The organism is Pseudomonas sp. R9.37 (assembly GCF_963878885.1).
Lineage (GTDB): Bacteria > Pseudomonadota > Gammaproteobacteria > Pseudomonadales > Pseudomonadaceae > Aquipseudomonas.
In genome coordinates, this window is sequence record NZ_CAWNZA010000032.1 from 602,219 (window position 1) to 617,310 (window position 15,092).

Consider the following 15,092-nt stretch of genomic DNA (forward strand, 5'->3'; position numbering starts at 1 on the left):
TAAAAACGCGGGCAAATTCTGACGATTGGCGAAATTTGCCCCACATCTCCATCATTTTTGACGTCAAATAATCCCGCGTTCAGCCTTGGTCTGCGCGACCTTATCGCGCAGGTAGACCGGCGCCGCCTGATCAGCCGGAATCGCTTCGCCACGCTCGAAAGCGAAGCGTGCCAGCGTCAGCAAGTCCTGGGCATGAGGCAACATCCCAGCGTCCTGGCCCGCCAGTTTCACGCCAATGCGCTCGCCATAACCCCAGCCAGTGCCGGCACCGAACCAGTCACCACTGGCATCGGCCGGCAACACAGAGGACTGCGGCGATTGCACCGCTTCCACGCCCACCAGGCGCATTTCACCAGCGTGCTCGCGGTAGCAGCCCCAATAGACTTCGTCCATGCGTGCGTCGATGGCCGCGGCGACTTGCGACGCGCCATGTTCACGCAAGGCGCGCTGGGCCAGTACTGCCAGGTTGGAGACCGGCAATACCGGACGCTCCAATGCAAAGGCCAGGCCCTGGACCACGCCGATGGCAATCCGCACACCGGTGAACGCACCCGGGCCACGGCCAAAGGCAATGGCATCGACGGCAGAGAGCGTGGTGCCCGCGTCCTCAAGCAGCTGCTTGATCATCGGCAACAGCTTCTGCGCATGCAGGCGCGGGATCACCTCGTAGTGGCTCGTTACCTTGCCATCGTGCAGCAAGGCAACGGAGCAAGCTTCAGTCGCGGTGTCCAGGGCCAGCAGGGTGCTCATGGGTGTAGGTGTCCAAGTCGAAAAAAAGTGCGCCAGTATAAACAACAACGGCCCGCAAGCGGGCCGTTGTCAGTGAAGCCGATCGATGGATCAGCTCAACGCTTGCAGCACCTTGGCGGTGATGGCTTCTACGGAGCCGACGCCAGGGATATGGCTGTACTTCGGCTTGCCGTGGGCGGCAGACAACTTCTGGTAGAAATCCACCAGCGGCTTGGTCTGCGAATGGTAGACCGACAGGCGATGACGCACGGTTTCTTCAGTGTCGTCTTTACGCTGCACCAGGTCATCGCCGGTGACATCGTCCTTGCCAGCCACTTTAGGCGGGTTGTAGACGATGTGGTAAACGCGGCCCGAGGCTTCGTGAACACGACGGCCAGCGATGCGCTGGACGATTTCTTCGTCTTCAACTGCGATTTCAACCACGGCATCCAGCTCTACGCCGGCTTTCACCAAGGCTTCGGCCTGGGGAATGGTGCGTGGGAAACCGTCGAACAGGAAGCCGTTCTTGCAGTCTTCCTGGCTGATGCGTTCCTTGACCAGGTTGATGATCAGGTCATCGGATACCAGGCCGCCGCTGTCCATCACGCTTTTTGCGATCAGGCCCAGCTCGGTGCCGGCCTTGACGGCCGCGCGCAGCATGTCGCCGGTGGAGATTTGTGGAATGCCGAATTTTTCAGTGATGAACTTTGCCTGAGTACCTTTACCGGCCCCGGGAGCTCCCAGCAGAATGACGCGCATCGATGTGCTCCTCAATTTTTTATAGAGATGACGCTCGGATTCGCCGCGTGGGGCCAATCTCGTAAAAATATGGGTCTAGGCCGATGAAACGGCCAAAGGCTGATCAAGATACACAGCGGGCTCTATCCATACAAGCCGCCGAAAGTCGCAGGAACCCACGCCCGGCATGCGTCACAGGTCGGGTGTGCCTGAGTGCAACCTTGCCCCGCAAACGCCGACCGCCCTTTTCGGGGCGGTCGTCATGGTTTATCTGCAAGCCATTGAGAACACGCATAAAACCTTAACCGGTGTTGCGCAAACCGGCGGCAATACCGGCCACAGACACCAGCAGCGCCTGTTCCAGAGGGCTGTCCTGTGCGGCCTCCTGCTCACGCGAGCGCGCCAGCAACTCGGCCTGCAACAAGTGCAACGGGTCGAGGTAGGTGTTGCGCAGACGGATGAACTCAAGTGTGTCCGGGCTATGGGCCAGCAGTTGCGACTGGCCAGTCAGGCCAAGCACCACGCTGCACGCCTGCGACAATAGGTCGCGTAAGTGCGCACCCAACGGCAGCAGGTCCGGTTGCACCAGACGCTCGTCATACAGGCGGGCAATATCGGCATCGGCCTTGGCCAGCACCATCTCCAGCATGTCGATGCGCGTGCGGAAGAACGGCCATTGCTCGCGCATCTGCCCCAGCAACTCGCCTTCACCACGCTCCAGGGCCTTGCTCAGTGCTGCTTCCCAACCGAGCCACGCAGGCAGCATGAGGCGGGTTTGGGTCCAGCCGAAGATCCATGGAATGGCCCGCAGGCTTTCGATCCCGCCCGCGCGGCGCTTGGCCGGGCGACTGCCGAGCGGCAAGCGGCCAAGCTCCTGCTCTGGCGTGGACTGGCGAAAGTACTCGACGAACTGCGGATTTTCCCGCACCACGGCGCGGTAGGCGCTGACACCGTCTGCCGCCAATTCATCCATCAAATGGCGCCAGGCAGGCTCCGGTGGTGGCGGTGGCAACAGCGTGGCTTCCAATACGGCGGCCAGGTAGAGGTTGAGGTTCTGCTCAGCGATGTCCGGCAAGCCGAACTTGAAGCGGATCATTTCGCCTTGCTCGGTGGTACGGAAACGCCCCGCCACCGAGCCCGGCGGCTGCGACAGAATCGCCGCATGCGCCGGGCCGCCGCCACGGCCGACGGTGCCGCCGCGACCGTGGAACAACAGCAACTCCACCTGTTGTTCGCGGCAGATATCCACCAAACGTTCCTGTGCCCGGTACTGTGCCCAGGCGGCGGCAGTGGTGCCGGCATCCTTGGCGGAGTCCGAGTAGCCAATCATGACTTCCTGCGGGCCTTGCAACCGCGCGCGATAGCCCGGCAATTGCAGCAGGGTTTCCATCACCGGCCCGGCGTTATCCAGGTCGGCCAGGGTTTCGAACAGCGGCACCACTCGCATCGGCCGCTGCACGCCCGACTCTTTAAGCAGCAGCTGCACCGCCAGCACATCGGAGGCGGCGCCTGCCATCGAGATGACATACGAGCCCAGCGACGCAGCCGGCGCGGCGGCGATTTCCTTGCAGGTGTTCAACACCTCGGCCGTGTCCGCCGACGGTTTGAAGTAGCCCGGCAGCAGCGGTCGGCGATTGGTCAGCTCCTGGGTCAGGAAACTGATGCGCGCCTCTTCGTCCCAGTCTTCATAACGACCCAGGCCCAGGTAATCGGTGATTTCGGTCATGGCCGACGAATGCCGGCTGGAATCCTGGCGCACGTCCAGGCGTACCAAAAACAGGCCAAAGGTTACCGCACGGCGCAGGCAGTCGAGCAACGGGCCATCGGCGATCACGCCCATGCCGCACTCGTGCAGCGACTGATAACACAACTCCAGCGGGTCCAGCAGGTCACGGTTGTTCTGCAACACTTCGGCCGGCGCCGGGGTGTTGGCGGTCAGCGAGGTGTGCGCCCATTGGCGCGTGGCGCGCAGACGTTCGCGCAGTTGCTTGAGCAAAGCGCGATAAGGCTCGACGCTGTCGCCCACCTTGGCCTGCAGCGCCGGGCTGGCCTGTTGCATCGACAGCTCGGACGCCAGGTGATCGATGTCGCGCAGGTACAGGTCCGCCGCCATCCAGCGCGCCAGCAACAGCACTTCACGGGTCACCGGCGCGGTGACATTCGGGTTGCCGTCACGGTCGCCGCCCATCCACGAAGCAAACCGAATCGGCGCTGCCTCCAGCGGCAGGTGCAGGCCGGTGGCGGCGTGCAAGGCATGGTCGGCTTTGCGCAAGTAGTTGGGGATGGCGTGCCACAGCGAATGCTCGATCACCGCAAAGCCCCATTTTGCTTCGTCCACCGGGGTGGGCCGTACGCGACGGATTTCTTCGGTGTGCCAGGCTTCGGCGATCAGTCGTTGCAGGCGTTCACGGATCTGGTCGCGCTCGGCACTGGTGAGGTCGCGGTGGTCCTGCAGCGCCAGTTGCGCGGCAATCGCATCGTATTTCTGAATAAGGGTGCGCCGCGCCACTTCGGTCGGGTGGGCGGTGAGGACCAGTTCAATCTCCAGCCGCGCCAACTGGCGGGCCAGCGACTCATTGCTGTGACCTTCGCTTTGCAGGCGGGCCAGCAACTCGGGCAACACACGGGATTCGAACGGTGCCGGTTGCGACTCATCGCGCCGGTGGATCAGTTGGTATTGCTCGGCAATGTTGGCCAGGTTGAGGAACTGGTTGAAGGCCCGCGCCACGGGCAGCAGTTCGTTTTCCTGCAATTGGTTCAAGCTGGCGCTCAGTTCCTCGCCGGCGGCTTGCTCGGCGACGGCTCCACTGCGGTCAGCCTTGGCGCCTTTGCGGATCTGCTCGATCTTGTCGAGAAAGTCGTCGCCGTACTGCTCTCGAATGGTGTTGCCCAACAGCTCACCCAGCAGGTGAACATCCTCACGCAAGCGTGCATCGATATCACTCATCAGCCAATCTCCAGCCAGAAATCCGGGACGCGCAGGTGTTCCAGAGTGCCGCCCGCGTCGGTTTCTGACAAGACACTTTAAACCTTGTGAGTTGCAGCTAGTCTCAACAGTGAGTCGCCGCGTTATCCGCGCTGGCGGCCGGACACTCATCACCGCCTGCTACTGCGGGCTCATTGAGGTTGCCATGAAGATTCGAGAACTGGCCCAGCATTGGGAAGAGAACGCCACGGGTCGCTTGACCAAGACCGAATATGCGATTCATCTGGATGTGGAGTCTGCTGCACGGCTGGCCGCCATTGCCGAAATGTACCCCAAGCGCCACACCGAAGAACTGCTCGGCGAGCTGATCGGTGCCGCCCTTGAAGAGCTGGAAGCGAGCTTTCCCTACGTCAAGGGCCAGCACGTGATTGCCACCGACGAAGAGGGTGACCCTCTGTACGAAGACGTTGGCCCGACGCCACGCTTTCTCACGTTGTCCCGGCGCTATCTGCATGATTTGTCAGACAGTGCTGACGAACAAAAGCACTGATACACCGCTGCAAAATCTGATTTAACCCAAGTATTCCGGGCCTTTCACGGGCTCGGAGTACCTCTGCGCGTTGCAAAAGTTCCAACTTTTAAACGCTGACCATTCAGTCAGATATTTTTTTAGGCAATTCGCCATCTTCTCTGAACTTTTGAAAAAAGCCTCCGGTCACAGCCAGTAAGCCATCACTTGGAACGGCCGTTTGAAAGCGTGTTTCGAGCTTAACCGCCGAGACCCGAACCGCTGACCGGTGCCATGGATTTTGATGTTTTTCAGGAGTTACCCAATGGAGTTGAAGACGATGAAGACCAGCACTGCCAAAACCTCGTTTAACCACCTGCGCGGGCTTAAATTGGCCGCGCTGGCAATCGGCACCAGCTTCCTTCTGGCGGGCTGCGCCGGCAACCCACCGACTGAGCAATATGCCGTGACCCAATCTGCGGTCAACAGCGCTGTGAGCGCCGGCGGCACCGAGTACGCAGCCGTGGAAATGAAGTCGGCTCAGGACAAGCTCAAAGAAGCCGAAATCGCCATGCATGACAAGAACTACGACAAGGCTCGTCAGCTGGCCGAACAAGCCGAGTGGGACGCTCGCGTTGCAGAGCGCAAAGCCCAGGCCGCCAAAGCCCAACAGGCTGTGAAGGACTCCCAGAAGGCTGTTCAGGAGCTGCGTCAGGAAGGCATGCGCCCAGCTGTTATCCAACAGCAATAAGCCAACGCCCTGATTGCATTGCACCCGAAATCGAATTGAAAGGACGACACGACTATGCGTAAACAATTGATGATCCCTGCCCTGCTGGCGATGAGCGTTGCCCTGGCGGCCTGCTCCACCCCGCCGAACGCGAACCTGGAAAACGCACGGACCAATTTCTCGGCCCTGCAGACCAACCCACAAGCCACCAAGCTTGCGGCGCTGGAAACCAAGGACGCCAGCGACTGGCTGGACAAGGCTGACAAGGCCTACCGCGACAAGGAAGACGAGAAGAAGGTCGACCAACTGGCCTACCTGACCAACCAGCGCGTTGAAGTGGCCAAAGACACCATCGTGCTGCGTGAATCCGAAGCCAAGCTGAAAAACGCTGGTGACGAACGTGCTCGCGCCCTGCTGCAAGCTCGTGACGCCCAGATCAAGCAACTGCAAGACAGCTTGAACGCCAAGCAAACTGATCGCGGCACCCTGGTGACGTTCGGTGACGTGCTGTTCGCCACCAACAAGTCCGACCTCAAATCCAGCGGCCTGGTCAACATCACCAAGCTAGCGCAGTTCCTGCGCGACAACCCGGACCGTAAAGTGATCGTCGAAGGCTACACCGACAGCACCGGCTCCGACTCGTACAACCAGAGCCTGTCCGAGCGTCGTGCCGCTTCCGTGCAGCGCGCACTGGCTCAACAAGGCGTGGATATCTCGCGCATCGTGACCCAGGGTTACGGCAAGGAATACCCGGTTGCCGACAACGGCAGCGCATCGGGCCGTGCCATGAACCGTCGCGTTGAAGTGACCATCTCCAACGATAACCAACCGGTCAAGCCACGTTCGTCCGTCGCTAATTGATCGATTGAAGCAGTAAAAAAAACCCACCTTTCGGTGGGTTTTTTTATGCCTCAGACTTCGATTTTACGGCTGCTGTCATCGGCGGGCATCATGGCCTCCATGCCTTGTCGACCCGCCATCAGTTTCTCCAGCTCCTGCGGACCCTTCTGGTCCTCGGCGCCACTGCCCTGAGCCCCACCCGCGGCCTTCGACAGCATGTCCATGAGCATCTTCATCGGGTCTTGTTTCTCTTGCTTCTGGGCGTCCTGCCCGCCCTGGGCGCCGTCTTCACCGCCCTGCCCCAGCTTTGCTGCGCCCTGGGCCATTTCCAACATCTTACTGATCGCGCCAATTCCACCAACCATGATCACTCTCCCGGATTCGATATACGCAAATTAACTATCAGCAACACTGACACGTCATTCAGTGGCTTCTTACGCGATACGGTTCCAGATATTTCCGTGATCATGTGGCGGGAATGAAGTGCAGGTCACTCCTGCAGTTGCGGCGTCTCCTGGCCCATGCAGCGCACGGCCTGCTTCTTGTTGTTCACCAGCACGCCGCTCAAGCCTTTTTGTTCGGTATCAAACATCACCAACACACCGTCGACGCACTGCGCCACTTGCGCAGCCGGCGTGAGGGAGATTTTGTAATCCTCGCCCGGCACCGTCTTGAGCAGGGTGAAGTCGCTGAGCAGCAACGCATCTTCCGGCTTGGCGAAGTGCAGGTAGCCGTAGTACCACAGGCAACCGACGGTGCCGATGATGGTGCCGACGCCGGTGAGGATTAGCGGGATCATGTTGCGTTCTTCGCTCATTGCGGGCTCTCTGACCTATCAACGTTAGGGTTCGGGTAATTGGGGATTTCCCCCAGGCGGCGCAGGCCGTTGAAGTGCTGCGGGTCGTCCAGATAACGCAGCATCACGGTTTGCCAGGTCTTATCGGCAAATGTCTGGACATGGCCGCCACGCGTCAACTGCAACACCCTGGGCGGCGGCGCGGCCTGATACAGACGAATGCCATTGGCCATCGGCACGATCGGATCATCCAGGCTATGGAACAGCAACTTGGGCACGCCGGTCAGTTGCGGCATGGCGTTGATCGCACTGTCAGCGTCGGGCACCAGCCACGACAGGGGCACTTGAAACGGCCATGTTATCCAGGACGTACTCAGGGCGAATTGTCCTACGTCACGATAACTGGCGGGCACACCGTCCAATACCAGCGCCTTGAGCTGCGGCTGGCGCTCCGGGTGCGCCGCCAGGTAATGCACGGCGAGTGCGCCACCCAGGCTTTGGCCCAACACAATCAACGGCCGCCCCTGGGTTTCAGGCGCCTTGTCGATCCAGTTGAACGCCGCATCAATGTCCTGGTAGATCGCCGGCAACGACGGCTTGCCTTCCGACAAACCGTACCCGCGGTAGTCCAGCAGCAGCACTTGATAGCCCTGCTCCGGCAGCCACCAACTGCCCCCGAGGTGCCACGCCAGGTTGCCGCCGTTGCCGTGCAAGTGCAGCACCGTGCCTTTGACTGGCACGCCGGATTTGGCTGGCAGCCACCAGGCGTGAAGTTTTACCCCGTCGGCGGTGGTCAGGGTGACATCGCGGTACTGCAGATGGGCTTTTTCCGGCGTGAACGGCAGGCCGGGTTCGGGGTAGAACAGCAGCGAGCTGCAGCCGTTCAATGTGAGTAGCAGGCAAAGAATGCCGAGGATTCTCATCCGTTGAAGCCTCGCAAGTGGGTTGGAAATCAATCTTGAGATCAATAGGGATCAGAGGTGGGAGCTGGCTTGCCTGCTCCCACCTTTTGATCCGTTTTTTCAGGACTATCGCCTACAGGATATTCGAGTAATCGGCCTCGATCCGGTCCAGGCTCAAGTGATTGAGGAAGTTGGAGAAGCACATCCACGCCGCCAGCGCGTTCATGTCGCGAAACTGCTCGGGCAGGTACTTGGGCGGCACCACCAGGCCTTCATCGACCAACTGGCGCAGGGTGCGCATGTCTTCCAGCGTGGTCTTGCCGCAGAACAGCAGCGGCACTTGTTCCAGCTTGCCTTTGCGCACGGCCAGCTGGATGTAGTTGTAGACCATGATAAAGCCCTTGAGGTAGGACAAATCCTTGGTGAACGGCAGACCGGTCGGCGTCGAGCCGCGGAAAACCCGGCTGGCATTGCCGTAGCTTTCGGCCATCTCAAAGCCTTGCTCACGGAAGAATTCGAACACCTGCAGGAAGTCGGCGCCCTCCTCGACCATATGGATGGCACGGGTGCGGTTGGTCAACTTGCGCAAGCGGCTCGGGTATGAGGCGAAGGTGATGATCTCCATCAGAATCGCCAGGCCTTCCTGGGTCACGGTGGACGACGGCGGGCCCTTGGACAGGAAGGTGCAGATCGGCTGGTTCTGGCCGTTGAGCGTGGTGCCGACGTGCACCAGGCCTTCATGCACTTCCAGGGCGCGCACGTCGCGGTCGTTGAACATCGCATCGGCGCGGATCTTGATGTAGTCGGCGCCAGCCGCCGCGTCCGCGACAATCCCGTCGGACTCAAACACGCGGATGGTTTCCTCCGCTTCGCCAAACACCTTGTTCAGGCGGGTTTGCAGCAACGCCACTGCATCCTTGGCGGTGAGGGTCTTGGCTTCGTCCTTGAGGTCGCCACGGCCGTCGATGTTGTTCAGGTAGTCAGACAGCATCAAGCCCAGGTCAGCCAGGGTCGGGTCGCCGGCATGAAACGCATCGGAGGCGGCGCCATACAGCTCCTGAGAGATCAGGCCGAAATCCTCGGTGCCGCGCGCCTCGAGCATGCGCACCACCATGCGGTATTCACGGCACATGCGCCGCATGATCTGCCCCACCGGACTGAATTGGCCGAGGCGACGGGTGATGTCGCGCTCGATGTTCTGGAACTCCAGCTTGACTGCGCTGGAATCGAACGACAGTGGCCGGTTCAGGTAGTAATCGCGGTCCACGGCCGGCATCGCCTTGCCCTTGGCCTTGAGGAAACCCTGGCGAATGTTCTCGTCCCACTTCACGGCGTCGAGGACGCGAATCGGTGTTTGCGCCAGCACAATGCGATCAGACAAGGTGCGTATCGTCTGCTGGTAATCGTCCACCCGGTGCTTCCTCTTTAAACGTTATTTGCCCGCGCGCTGGTAGCGTACGGCTTCAACGAACACATCGGCATTGGCCGGGTCATCCAGGTAGGCAAACACCTGGTCCATGGAGCTGTCCACCAGCACGCCGGCGCCTTCGACCGTGTCGACGGTGCTGCCGTGCAACACGTTTTGGCCGATGGCTTGGTGGATCTGCTCAAGGTCGAGGTTGTAGACCACCAACTCAGGCTTTTTGTCGCCCTCACTTTCAAAGTCAAAGCCGGCGAGGATGAAATGTCCACCCAGTTTGCCCGGCAAGGGCGCCGACAAATACCAGCGGTTGCCATGGCGCGCCACGGTAAACAGGTACTCATCGCGCTGGGCCGGCTTGGCTTTAGGGTAGCTCACGGCTTTGTAGCGGTGCTCACCAACCCGAGTGATCTGCAGGTTAAGCGGCTCGCCCCAGGCATTTTTGCTCGACCAATGGCCGAGCAAGGCAGCCGGCGCGGCTTCACGGGCTGGCAGCGGGTCCTTGAAGGTCACCAGGCAACCGCTGAGCAACAGGAACGACAAAGCGATTAGCGCGACATGCCAGGCTTTCATTGCGTACTCCATCAAGTGTGGGCGCTGGCTTGCCTGCGATACAGGCGCCTCGGTGCATCAGGTCATCCAAGGCGATGCTGTCGCAGGCAAGCCGGCGCCCACATAAAGCGGATAGCGCACAGGGTGTGCTAGACCGAGGCCAACACCAAATGCATGTAACGCTTGAGGATTTCAAGCATCTCGTCAGCGGTGAGAGGCTCTGGCCCGCCAAGCAGGCCCTGATATTCCATCCGACCGATTATCGCCGTCAACACTTTGGCATCCTGTTGCGGCTCGCGGGAACCCAATACCTGGAAAAACTGCCCGGTGCCCTGCAACAGAATCTGCTGATGAGACCGCACCAGTTGCGCCAGCCGCGGGTTGAGCAAGGCTTCCTGGCGAAAGGCCTGCTCGGCCATCAGGTGTTCGCGGCGGTTGGTCAGTTGGCGCATCACGTAGTCGGCGGTGAGCCGCGCAATGTCATCGGCCAATTGCGAGCGCGACTGCGGGCTGCCATCGCCATAGGCGACCATCTCGCGCAGCAGGCCTTCGTTGCGCACCCACAGCTTGCCCATGAAAGCGGCGCTGCGTTCCACGTATTGGGCGAAGGTATCGGTGAGCAGGTCATCGATGTCCTTGAAATAGTAGGTGGTGGCCGACAACGGCACACCGGCCTCTGCCGCCACGGCGCGATGGCGTACGCCTCGTACACCATCGCGCACAACGATGCGCATGGCCGCATCGAGAATATCCTGCCTGCGCTGCTCGCTGCCCCGCCGGCTGGCCTTGCGGCCCTGATACTGAACGCTTTCAGCCACGGCAGCAGCAATGCCGGCGGCACCTTCTTGAGCCATTACGCGGTTCACGACAGATCTTCCTTTAAAAGGTGACGCGCTGCGTCACGGGCTGCATTCCCACGCAGAGCATGGGAACGATCACCTGGCGCCGTTCTCTTGACGGCTGAATGTGCCACACAAAAAAGCCGCCTTATAAAAGGCGGCTTCGGATTTCGCTACGGTTACGCTTGTGGCCGCATGTGCGGGAACAAGATCACATCGCGGATCGACGGCGAGTTGGTCAACAACATCACCAACCGGTCGATGCCGATACCTTCACCGGCGGTTGGCGGCATGCCGTATTCCAGGGCGCGGACGAAGTCGGCGTCGTAGTGCATCGCCTCGTCGTCGCCAGCGTCCTTGTCGGCCACCTGGGCCATGAAACGCTCGGCCTGGTCTTCCGCGTCGTTAAGCTCGGAGTAGGCGTTGGCGATTTCGCGCCCGCCAATGAACAGCTCGAAACGGTCGGTGACGTTCGGGTTGTCGTCGTTGCGACGGGCCAGCGGCGACACTTCGAACGGGTACTGGGTAATGAAGTGCGGCTGTTCCAGCTTGTGCTCCACCAGTTCTTCGAAAATCATCACCTGCAGTTTGCCCTGGCCTTCAAAACCCAACACCTTGGCGCCGGCTTTCTTGGCGATGGCGCGGGCCTTGTCGATGTCGGTCAGGTCGTCAGCGGTCAACTCAGGGTTGTACTTGAGGATCGAATCGAACACCGACAGGCGCACGAATGGCTCACCGAAGTGGAACACCTTGTCGCCGTACGGCACGTCGGTACTGCCCAGAACCAGCTGCGCCAACTCGCGGAACAACTCTTCGGTCAGGTCCATGTTGTCTTCGTAGTCGGCGTACGCCTGGTAGAACTCCAACATGGTGAATTCAGGGTTGTGACGGGTCGAGACGCCTTCGTTACGGAAGTTGCGGTTGATCTCGAAGACTTTTTCGAAGCCGCCAACAACAAGCCGCTTGAGGTACAGCTCAGGCGCAATGCGCAGGAACATTTCCATGTCCAGCGCGTTGTGGTGGGTTTCGAACGGCTTGGCTGCGGCACCACCGGGGATGGTTTGCAACATCGGCGTTTCCACTTCCAGGAAGTCGCGCTTCATCAGGAAGCTGCGGATGTGCGCAATCACCTGCGAACGCACGCGGAAAGTCTGGCGCACGTCTTCGTTGACGATAAGGTCAACGTAGCGCTGGCGGTAGCGCTGTTCGGTGTCGGTCAGGCCGTGGTGCTTGTCCGGCAGCGGGCGCAGGGATTTGGTCAGCAGGCGCACGCTGGTCATTTCAACGTACAGGTCGCCCTTGCCGGAACGGGCCAGGGTGCCTTCGGCGGCAATGATGTCGCCCATGTCCCAGGTTTTCACCGAGGCCAGGGTTTCTTCCGGCAGGGTTTTACGGTTGACGTAGACCTGGATGCGCCCGGTCATGTCCTGGATCACCATGAACGAGCCACGGTTGAGCATGATGCGACCTGCCACCTTGACCGGGATTGCAGCCTCTGCCAGCTCTTCCTTGGTCTTGTCCGCGTATTGCTTCTGCAAGGCATCGCAGTAGTTGTCGCGGCGGAAGTCGTTCGGGAAGGCATTGCCTTTGGCGCGCTCGGCAGCAAGCTTTTCCTTGCGCAGGGCGATCAGGGAGTTTTCTTCCTGTTGCAGGGCTTGCGGGTCGAGTTGTTGGTCGCTCATGTCTTTTGAAATTCCATCACAGGTACGTTTTCCCCAACCTTCGGCTGGGGATCGCCGGGCAAGGACTGGGCGTCCCGCCGGCTCCTACAGTCTTTTTACAGGCCCGATTTCAGGCTGGCTTCCAGGTATTCGTCAATGTCGCCGTCGAGCACCTTGTCGCAGTCACTGCGTTCGATGTTAGTGCGCAGATCCTTGATCCGCGAAGCATCGAGCACATACGAACGGATCTGGTGACCCCAGCCGATATCCGACTTGGTGTCTTCCAGCGCCTGGGAAGCGGCGTTGCGCTTCTGCATTTCCTGCTCGTACAACTTGGCCCGCAGCATTTTCATGGCGGTGTCCTTGTTCGCGTGCTGGGAACGTTCGTTCTGGCAGCTGACCACGGTATTGGTCGGTACGTGGGTAATACGTACGGCCGAGTCGGTGGTGTTTACGTGCTGACCACCGGCACCGGAGGAGCGATAGGTGTCGATGCGCAGGTCGGCCGGGTTGATCTCGATTTCGACCTTGTCGTCGATCTCTGGCGAGACAAACACCGCAGAGAACGAGGTGTGACGACGGTTGCCGGAGTCGAACGGGCTCTTGCGCACCAGGCGGTGCACGCCGATCTCGGTGCGCAGCCAGCCAAAGGCGTATTCACCCTTGATGTGCACGGTCGCACCTTTGATGCCAGCAACTTCACCGGCCGACAGCTCCATGATGGTCGCGTCGAAACCGCGTTTGTCAGCCCAGCGCAGGTACATGCGCAACAGGATGTTGGCCCAGTCCTGGGCTTCGGTGCCGCCGGAACCGGCCTGGATGTCCAGGTAGGCGTTGTTCGGGTCCATTTCGTGGCTGAACATGCGCCGGAATTCAAGCTTGGCGAGGTTTTCCTCGAGACGGGCCAGCTCGGCGACGACATCGCCCACTGCGCCTTCGTCGTTTTCTTCGACGGCCATGTCCAGCAGGTCGCGGCAATCGCCCAGACCGGTGTTCAGTTCGTCGAGCGTGTCGACGATCTGTGCCAGCGCAGCGCGCTCGCGGCCCAGTTCCTGGGCGTATTCAGGTTTGTTCCAGACAGCCGGATCTTCAAGCTCGCGATTGACTTCGGTCAGACGCTCATGCTTTTGATCGTAGTCAAAGATACCCCCGAATAGTTTCGGAGCGCTCGGACAGGTCCTTGATGGTGTTAAGGATCGGGTTGATTTCCATGGCGGGCAGCACTCGTTGGCGAACTTTTGAAAGCCGACGAGTATAACGACAAACCAGCGGAAACGGCAGCCCGCTTGGCGAAAAGGCCGGATTTGTACACAATCCAAGCCCCATGAAGTTCCAAATATGGAAGGGAGCTTGCCCCCGATGGCAGCCGGTCACTCAATGATGTTGTGACTGACCCGCCGCTATCGGGGGCAAGCCCCCTCTCACATTGAATGGGGCACGACCTCAGGTCACTCGATACCCACCTGATTGCGCCCATTATGCTTGGCCGTATACAGGCCTTTATCCGCCGCCATGATCAGCTGTCGGCAATCCGTGCCCTGCACCGGCGTCAGGGTCGACAGGCCGATGCTGATGGTCAGGCTCGCGCCTTCGGCCGGAGCAATGTGCGGGATTTTCAGCGCCGCCACGGCCATGCGCAGCTTTTCTGCCACCAGACGTGCGCCGCCCGGCGAGGTGTTCGGCAACACCAGCGCAAACTCCTCACCGCCATAACGTGCCGGCAGATCGGAAGGACGACTGCTGGCTTCGCGGATCGTCGCAGCGACTTTGCGCAACGCTTCGTCACCTTCGACATGGCCAAAGCTGTCGTTGTAGGTCTTGAAGAAATCCACATCGATCATCAACAACGACAACTGAGTCTGGTCACGCATGGCGCGACGCCATTCCAGCTCAAGGTACTCATCGAAGTGCCGGCGATTGGACAGCCCGGTAAGGCCGTCGGAGTTCATCAACCGTTGCAGCACCAGGTTGGTGTCCAGCAACTGCTGCTGGCTCACCCGCAGCGCCCGATACGCCGCATCCCGCTGCAGCAGCGTCATGTACGAGCGCGAGTGATAGCGAATGCGCGCCACCAGTTCGATGTTGTCCGGCAGCTTGACCAAATAGTCGTTGGCCCCGGCCGAGAAGGCCGCGCTCTTGATCAGCGGATCTTCCTTGGTCGACAGCACGATGATCGGGATATTCGCGGTGGCCGGGTGGTTGCGGTATTCACGCACCAGCGTCAGGCCGTCGAGACCGGGCATGACCAGATCCTGCAGGATCACCGTGGGCTTGATGCGAATCGCCTGGGCAATCGCCTGATGCGGGTCGGCGCAAAAGTGGAAGTCGATGTTTTCCTCATGGGCCAGGCCACGCCGCACCGCTTCGCCGATCATGGCCTGGTCGTCGACCAGCAACACCATGGCGGCATTTTCGTCGGTCTTGATGTCGTCGATCTGTAAATCATTCATG

General features: G+C 60.3%; 15 protein-coding genes. 3 read left to right on the forward strand and 12 right to left on the reverse strand.

Annotated features, from left to right (window positions below):
• Positions 1–63: 63 nt before the first annotated feature.
• From tsaB to ppc, 3 genes are all read right to left on the reverse strand, one after another.
• Positions 64–750, reverse strand: coding sequence for a tRNA (adenosine(37)-N6)-threonylcarbamoyltransferase complex dimerization subunit type 1 TsaB (tsaB, locus tag AACU78_RS18615; RefSeq protein ID WP_106577195.1), 687 nt, complete (start codon positions 748–750; stop codon positions 64–66).
• 90 nt (positions 751–840) lie between these two features.
• A complete protein-coding gene (adk, locus tag AACU78_RS18620) occupies positions 841–1,488 on the reverse strand; it encodes an adenylate kinase (protein ID WP_106577196.1) in 648 nt (215 codons plus the stop codon).
• Between the two features lie 280 nt (positions 1,489–1,768).
• Positions 1,769–4,414: a phosphoenolpyruvate carboxylase gene (ppc, locus tag AACU78_RS18625; RefSeq protein WP_106577197.1), complete on the reverse strand. Its 2,646-nt coding sequence runs from the start codon at positions 4,412–4,414 to the stop codon at positions 1,769–1,771.
• 184 nt (positions 4,415–4,598) lie between these two features.
• Here ppc and AACU78_RS18630 point away from each other — a divergent pair, with 184 nt between their 5' ends.
• From AACU78_RS18630 to AACU78_RS18640, 3 genes are all read left to right on the forward strand, one after another.
• Positions 4,599–4,943 (forward strand): pilin assembly protein, encoded by a 345-nt coding sequence (locus tag AACU78_RS18630; RefSeq protein WP_106577198.1) that lies wholly within the window; start codon positions 4,599–4,601, stop codon positions 4,941–4,943.
• A 283-nt stretch (positions 4,944–5,226) separates the two neighbouring features.
• The gene (locus tag AACU78_RS18635) at positions 5,227–5,652 is read left to right on the forward strand and encodes a DUF4398 domain-containing protein (protein ID WP_106577199.1); all 426 of its coding nucleotides are present in this window, start codon (positions 5,227–5,229) and stop codon (positions 5,650–5,652) included.
• A 54-nt stretch (positions 5,653–5,706) separates the two neighbouring features.
• On the forward strand, positions 5,707–6,492 hold the full coding sequence (locus tag AACU78_RS18640; RefSeq protein ID WP_106577200.1) for an OmpA family protein: 786 nt from the start codon (positions 5,707–5,709) through the stop codon (positions 6,490–6,492).
• Between the two features lie 50 nt (positions 6,493–6,542).
• Here AACU78_RS18640 and AACU78_RS18645 read toward each other — a convergent pair whose 3' ends face one another.
• The 9 genes from AACU78_RS18645 to AACU78_RS18685 all read right to left on the reverse strand — a co-directional run bounded on the left by AACU78_RS18645 (position 6,543) and on the right by AACU78_RS18685 (position 15,091).
• Complete coding sequence (locus tag AACU78_RS18645; protein WP_106577201.1) at positions 6,543–6,836, reverse strand: hypothetical protein; 294 nt, start codon at positions 6,834–6,836, stop codon at positions 6,543–6,545.
• 125 nt (positions 6,837–6,961) lie between these two features.
• Positions 6,962–7,288 (reverse strand): hypothetical protein, encoded by a 327-nt coding sequence (locus tag AACU78_RS18650; RefSeq protein ID WP_106577202.1) that lies wholly within the window; start codon positions 7,286–7,288, stop codon positions 6,962–6,964.
• Positions 7,285–8,190 carry an alpha/beta hydrolase gene (locus AACU78_RS18655; protein ID WP_106577203.1) on the reverse strand — a complete coding sequence of 302 codons (906 nt, stop codon included), beginning with the start codon at positions 8,188–8,190 and terminating at the stop codon, positions 7,285–7,287. The genes AACU78_RS18650 and AACU78_RS18655 overlap by 4 nt, the downstream gene beginning before the upstream one ends.
• A 112-nt stretch (positions 8,191–8,302) precedes the next feature.
• Complete coding sequence (locus tag AACU78_RS18660) at positions 8,303–9,580, reverse strand: flavohemoglobin expression-modulating QEGLA motif protein (RefSeq protein WP_106577204.1); 1,278 nt, start codon at positions 9,578–9,580, stop codon at positions 8,303–8,305.
• A 21-nt stretch (positions 9,581–9,601) separates the two neighbouring features.
• Complete coding sequence (locus tag AACU78_RS18665; RefSeq protein ID WP_106577205.1) at positions 9,602–10,162, reverse strand: hypothetical protein; 561 nt, start codon at positions 10,160–10,162, stop codon at positions 9,602–9,604.
• Between the two features lie 128 nt (positions 10,163–10,290).
• Complete coding sequence (locus tag AACU78_RS18670; RefSeq protein WP_106577206.1) at positions 10,291–11,007, reverse strand: TetR/AcrR family transcriptional regulator; 717 nt, start codon at positions 11,005–11,007, stop codon at positions 10,291–10,293.
• Positions 11,008–11,159: 152 nt separating this feature from the next.
• Positions 11,160–12,662: a lysine--tRNA ligase gene (lysS, locus tag AACU78_RS18675; protein ID WP_106577207.1), complete on the reverse strand. Its 1,503-nt coding sequence runs from the start codon at positions 12,660–12,662 to the stop codon at positions 11,160–11,162.
• Between the two features lie 95 nt (positions 12,663–12,757).
• Positions 12,758–13,853 (reverse strand): peptide chain release factor 2 gene (gene prfB / locus AACU78_RS18680; protein ID WP_096236834.1). Its coding sequence is split into 2 segments (ribosomal slippage): positions 12,758–13,780 and positions 13,782–13,853, totalling 1,095 coding nucleotides; the frame shifts between segments, so codons are not numbered across the junction.
• A gap of 236 nt (positions 13,854–14,089) precedes the next feature.
• Complete coding sequence (locus AACU78_RS18685; protein ID WP_106577208.1) at positions 14,090–15,091, reverse strand: response regulator; 1,002 nt, start codon at positions 15,089–15,091, stop codon at positions 14,090–14,092.
• Position 15,092: the final 1 nt, after the last annotated feature.

Excerpts from the sequence above, each read along its gene's own strand:
- tsaB (WP_106577195.1), bottom strand. The coding sequence starts at position 750 with ATGAGCACCCTGCTGGCCCTGGACACCGCGACTGAAGCTTGCTCCGTT.
- adk (WP_106577196.1), bottom strand. The coding sequence starts at position 1,488 with ATGCGCGTCATTCTGCTGGGAGCTCCCGGGGCCGGTAAAGGTACTCAG.
- ppc (WP_106577197.1), bottom strand. The coding sequence starts at position 4,414 with ATGAGTGATATCGATGCACGCTTGCGTGAGGATGTTCACCTGCTGGGT.
- AACU78_RS18630 (WP_106577198.1), top strand. The coding sequence starts at position 4,599 with ATGAAGATTCGAGAACTGGCCCAGCATTGGGAAGAGAACGCCACGGGT.
- AACU78_RS18635 (WP_106577199.1), top strand. The coding sequence starts at position 5,227 with ATGGAGTTGAAGACGATGAAGACCAGCACTGCCAAAACCTCGTTTAAC.
- AACU78_RS18640 (WP_106577200.1), top strand. The coding sequence starts at position 5,707 with ATGCGTAAACAATTGATGATCCCTGCCCTGCTGGCGATGAGCGTTGCC.
- AACU78_RS18645 (WP_106577201.1), bottom strand. The coding sequence starts at position 6,836 with ATGGTTGGTGGAATTGGCGCGATCAGTAAGATGTTGGAAATGGCCCAG.
- AACU78_RS18650 (WP_106577202.1), bottom strand. The coding sequence starts at position 7,288 with ATGAGCGAAGAACGCAACATGATCCCGCTAATCCTCACCGGCGTCGGC.
- AACU78_RS18655 (WP_106577203.1), bottom strand. The coding sequence starts at position 8,190 with ATGAGAATCCTCGGCATTCTTTGCCTGCTACTCACATTGAACGGCTGC.
- AACU78_RS18665 (WP_106577205.1), bottom strand. The coding sequence starts at position 10,162 with ATGAAAGCCTGGCATGTCGCGCTAATCGCTTTGTCGTTCCTGTTGCTC.
- lysS (WP_106577207.1), bottom strand. The coding sequence starts at position 12,662 with ATGAGCGACCAACAACTCGACCCGCAAGCCCTGCAACAGGAAGAAAAC.
- AACU78_RS18685 (WP_106577208.1), bottom strand. The coding sequence starts at position 15,091 with ATGAATGATTTACAGATCGACGACATCAAGACCGACGAAAATGCCGCC.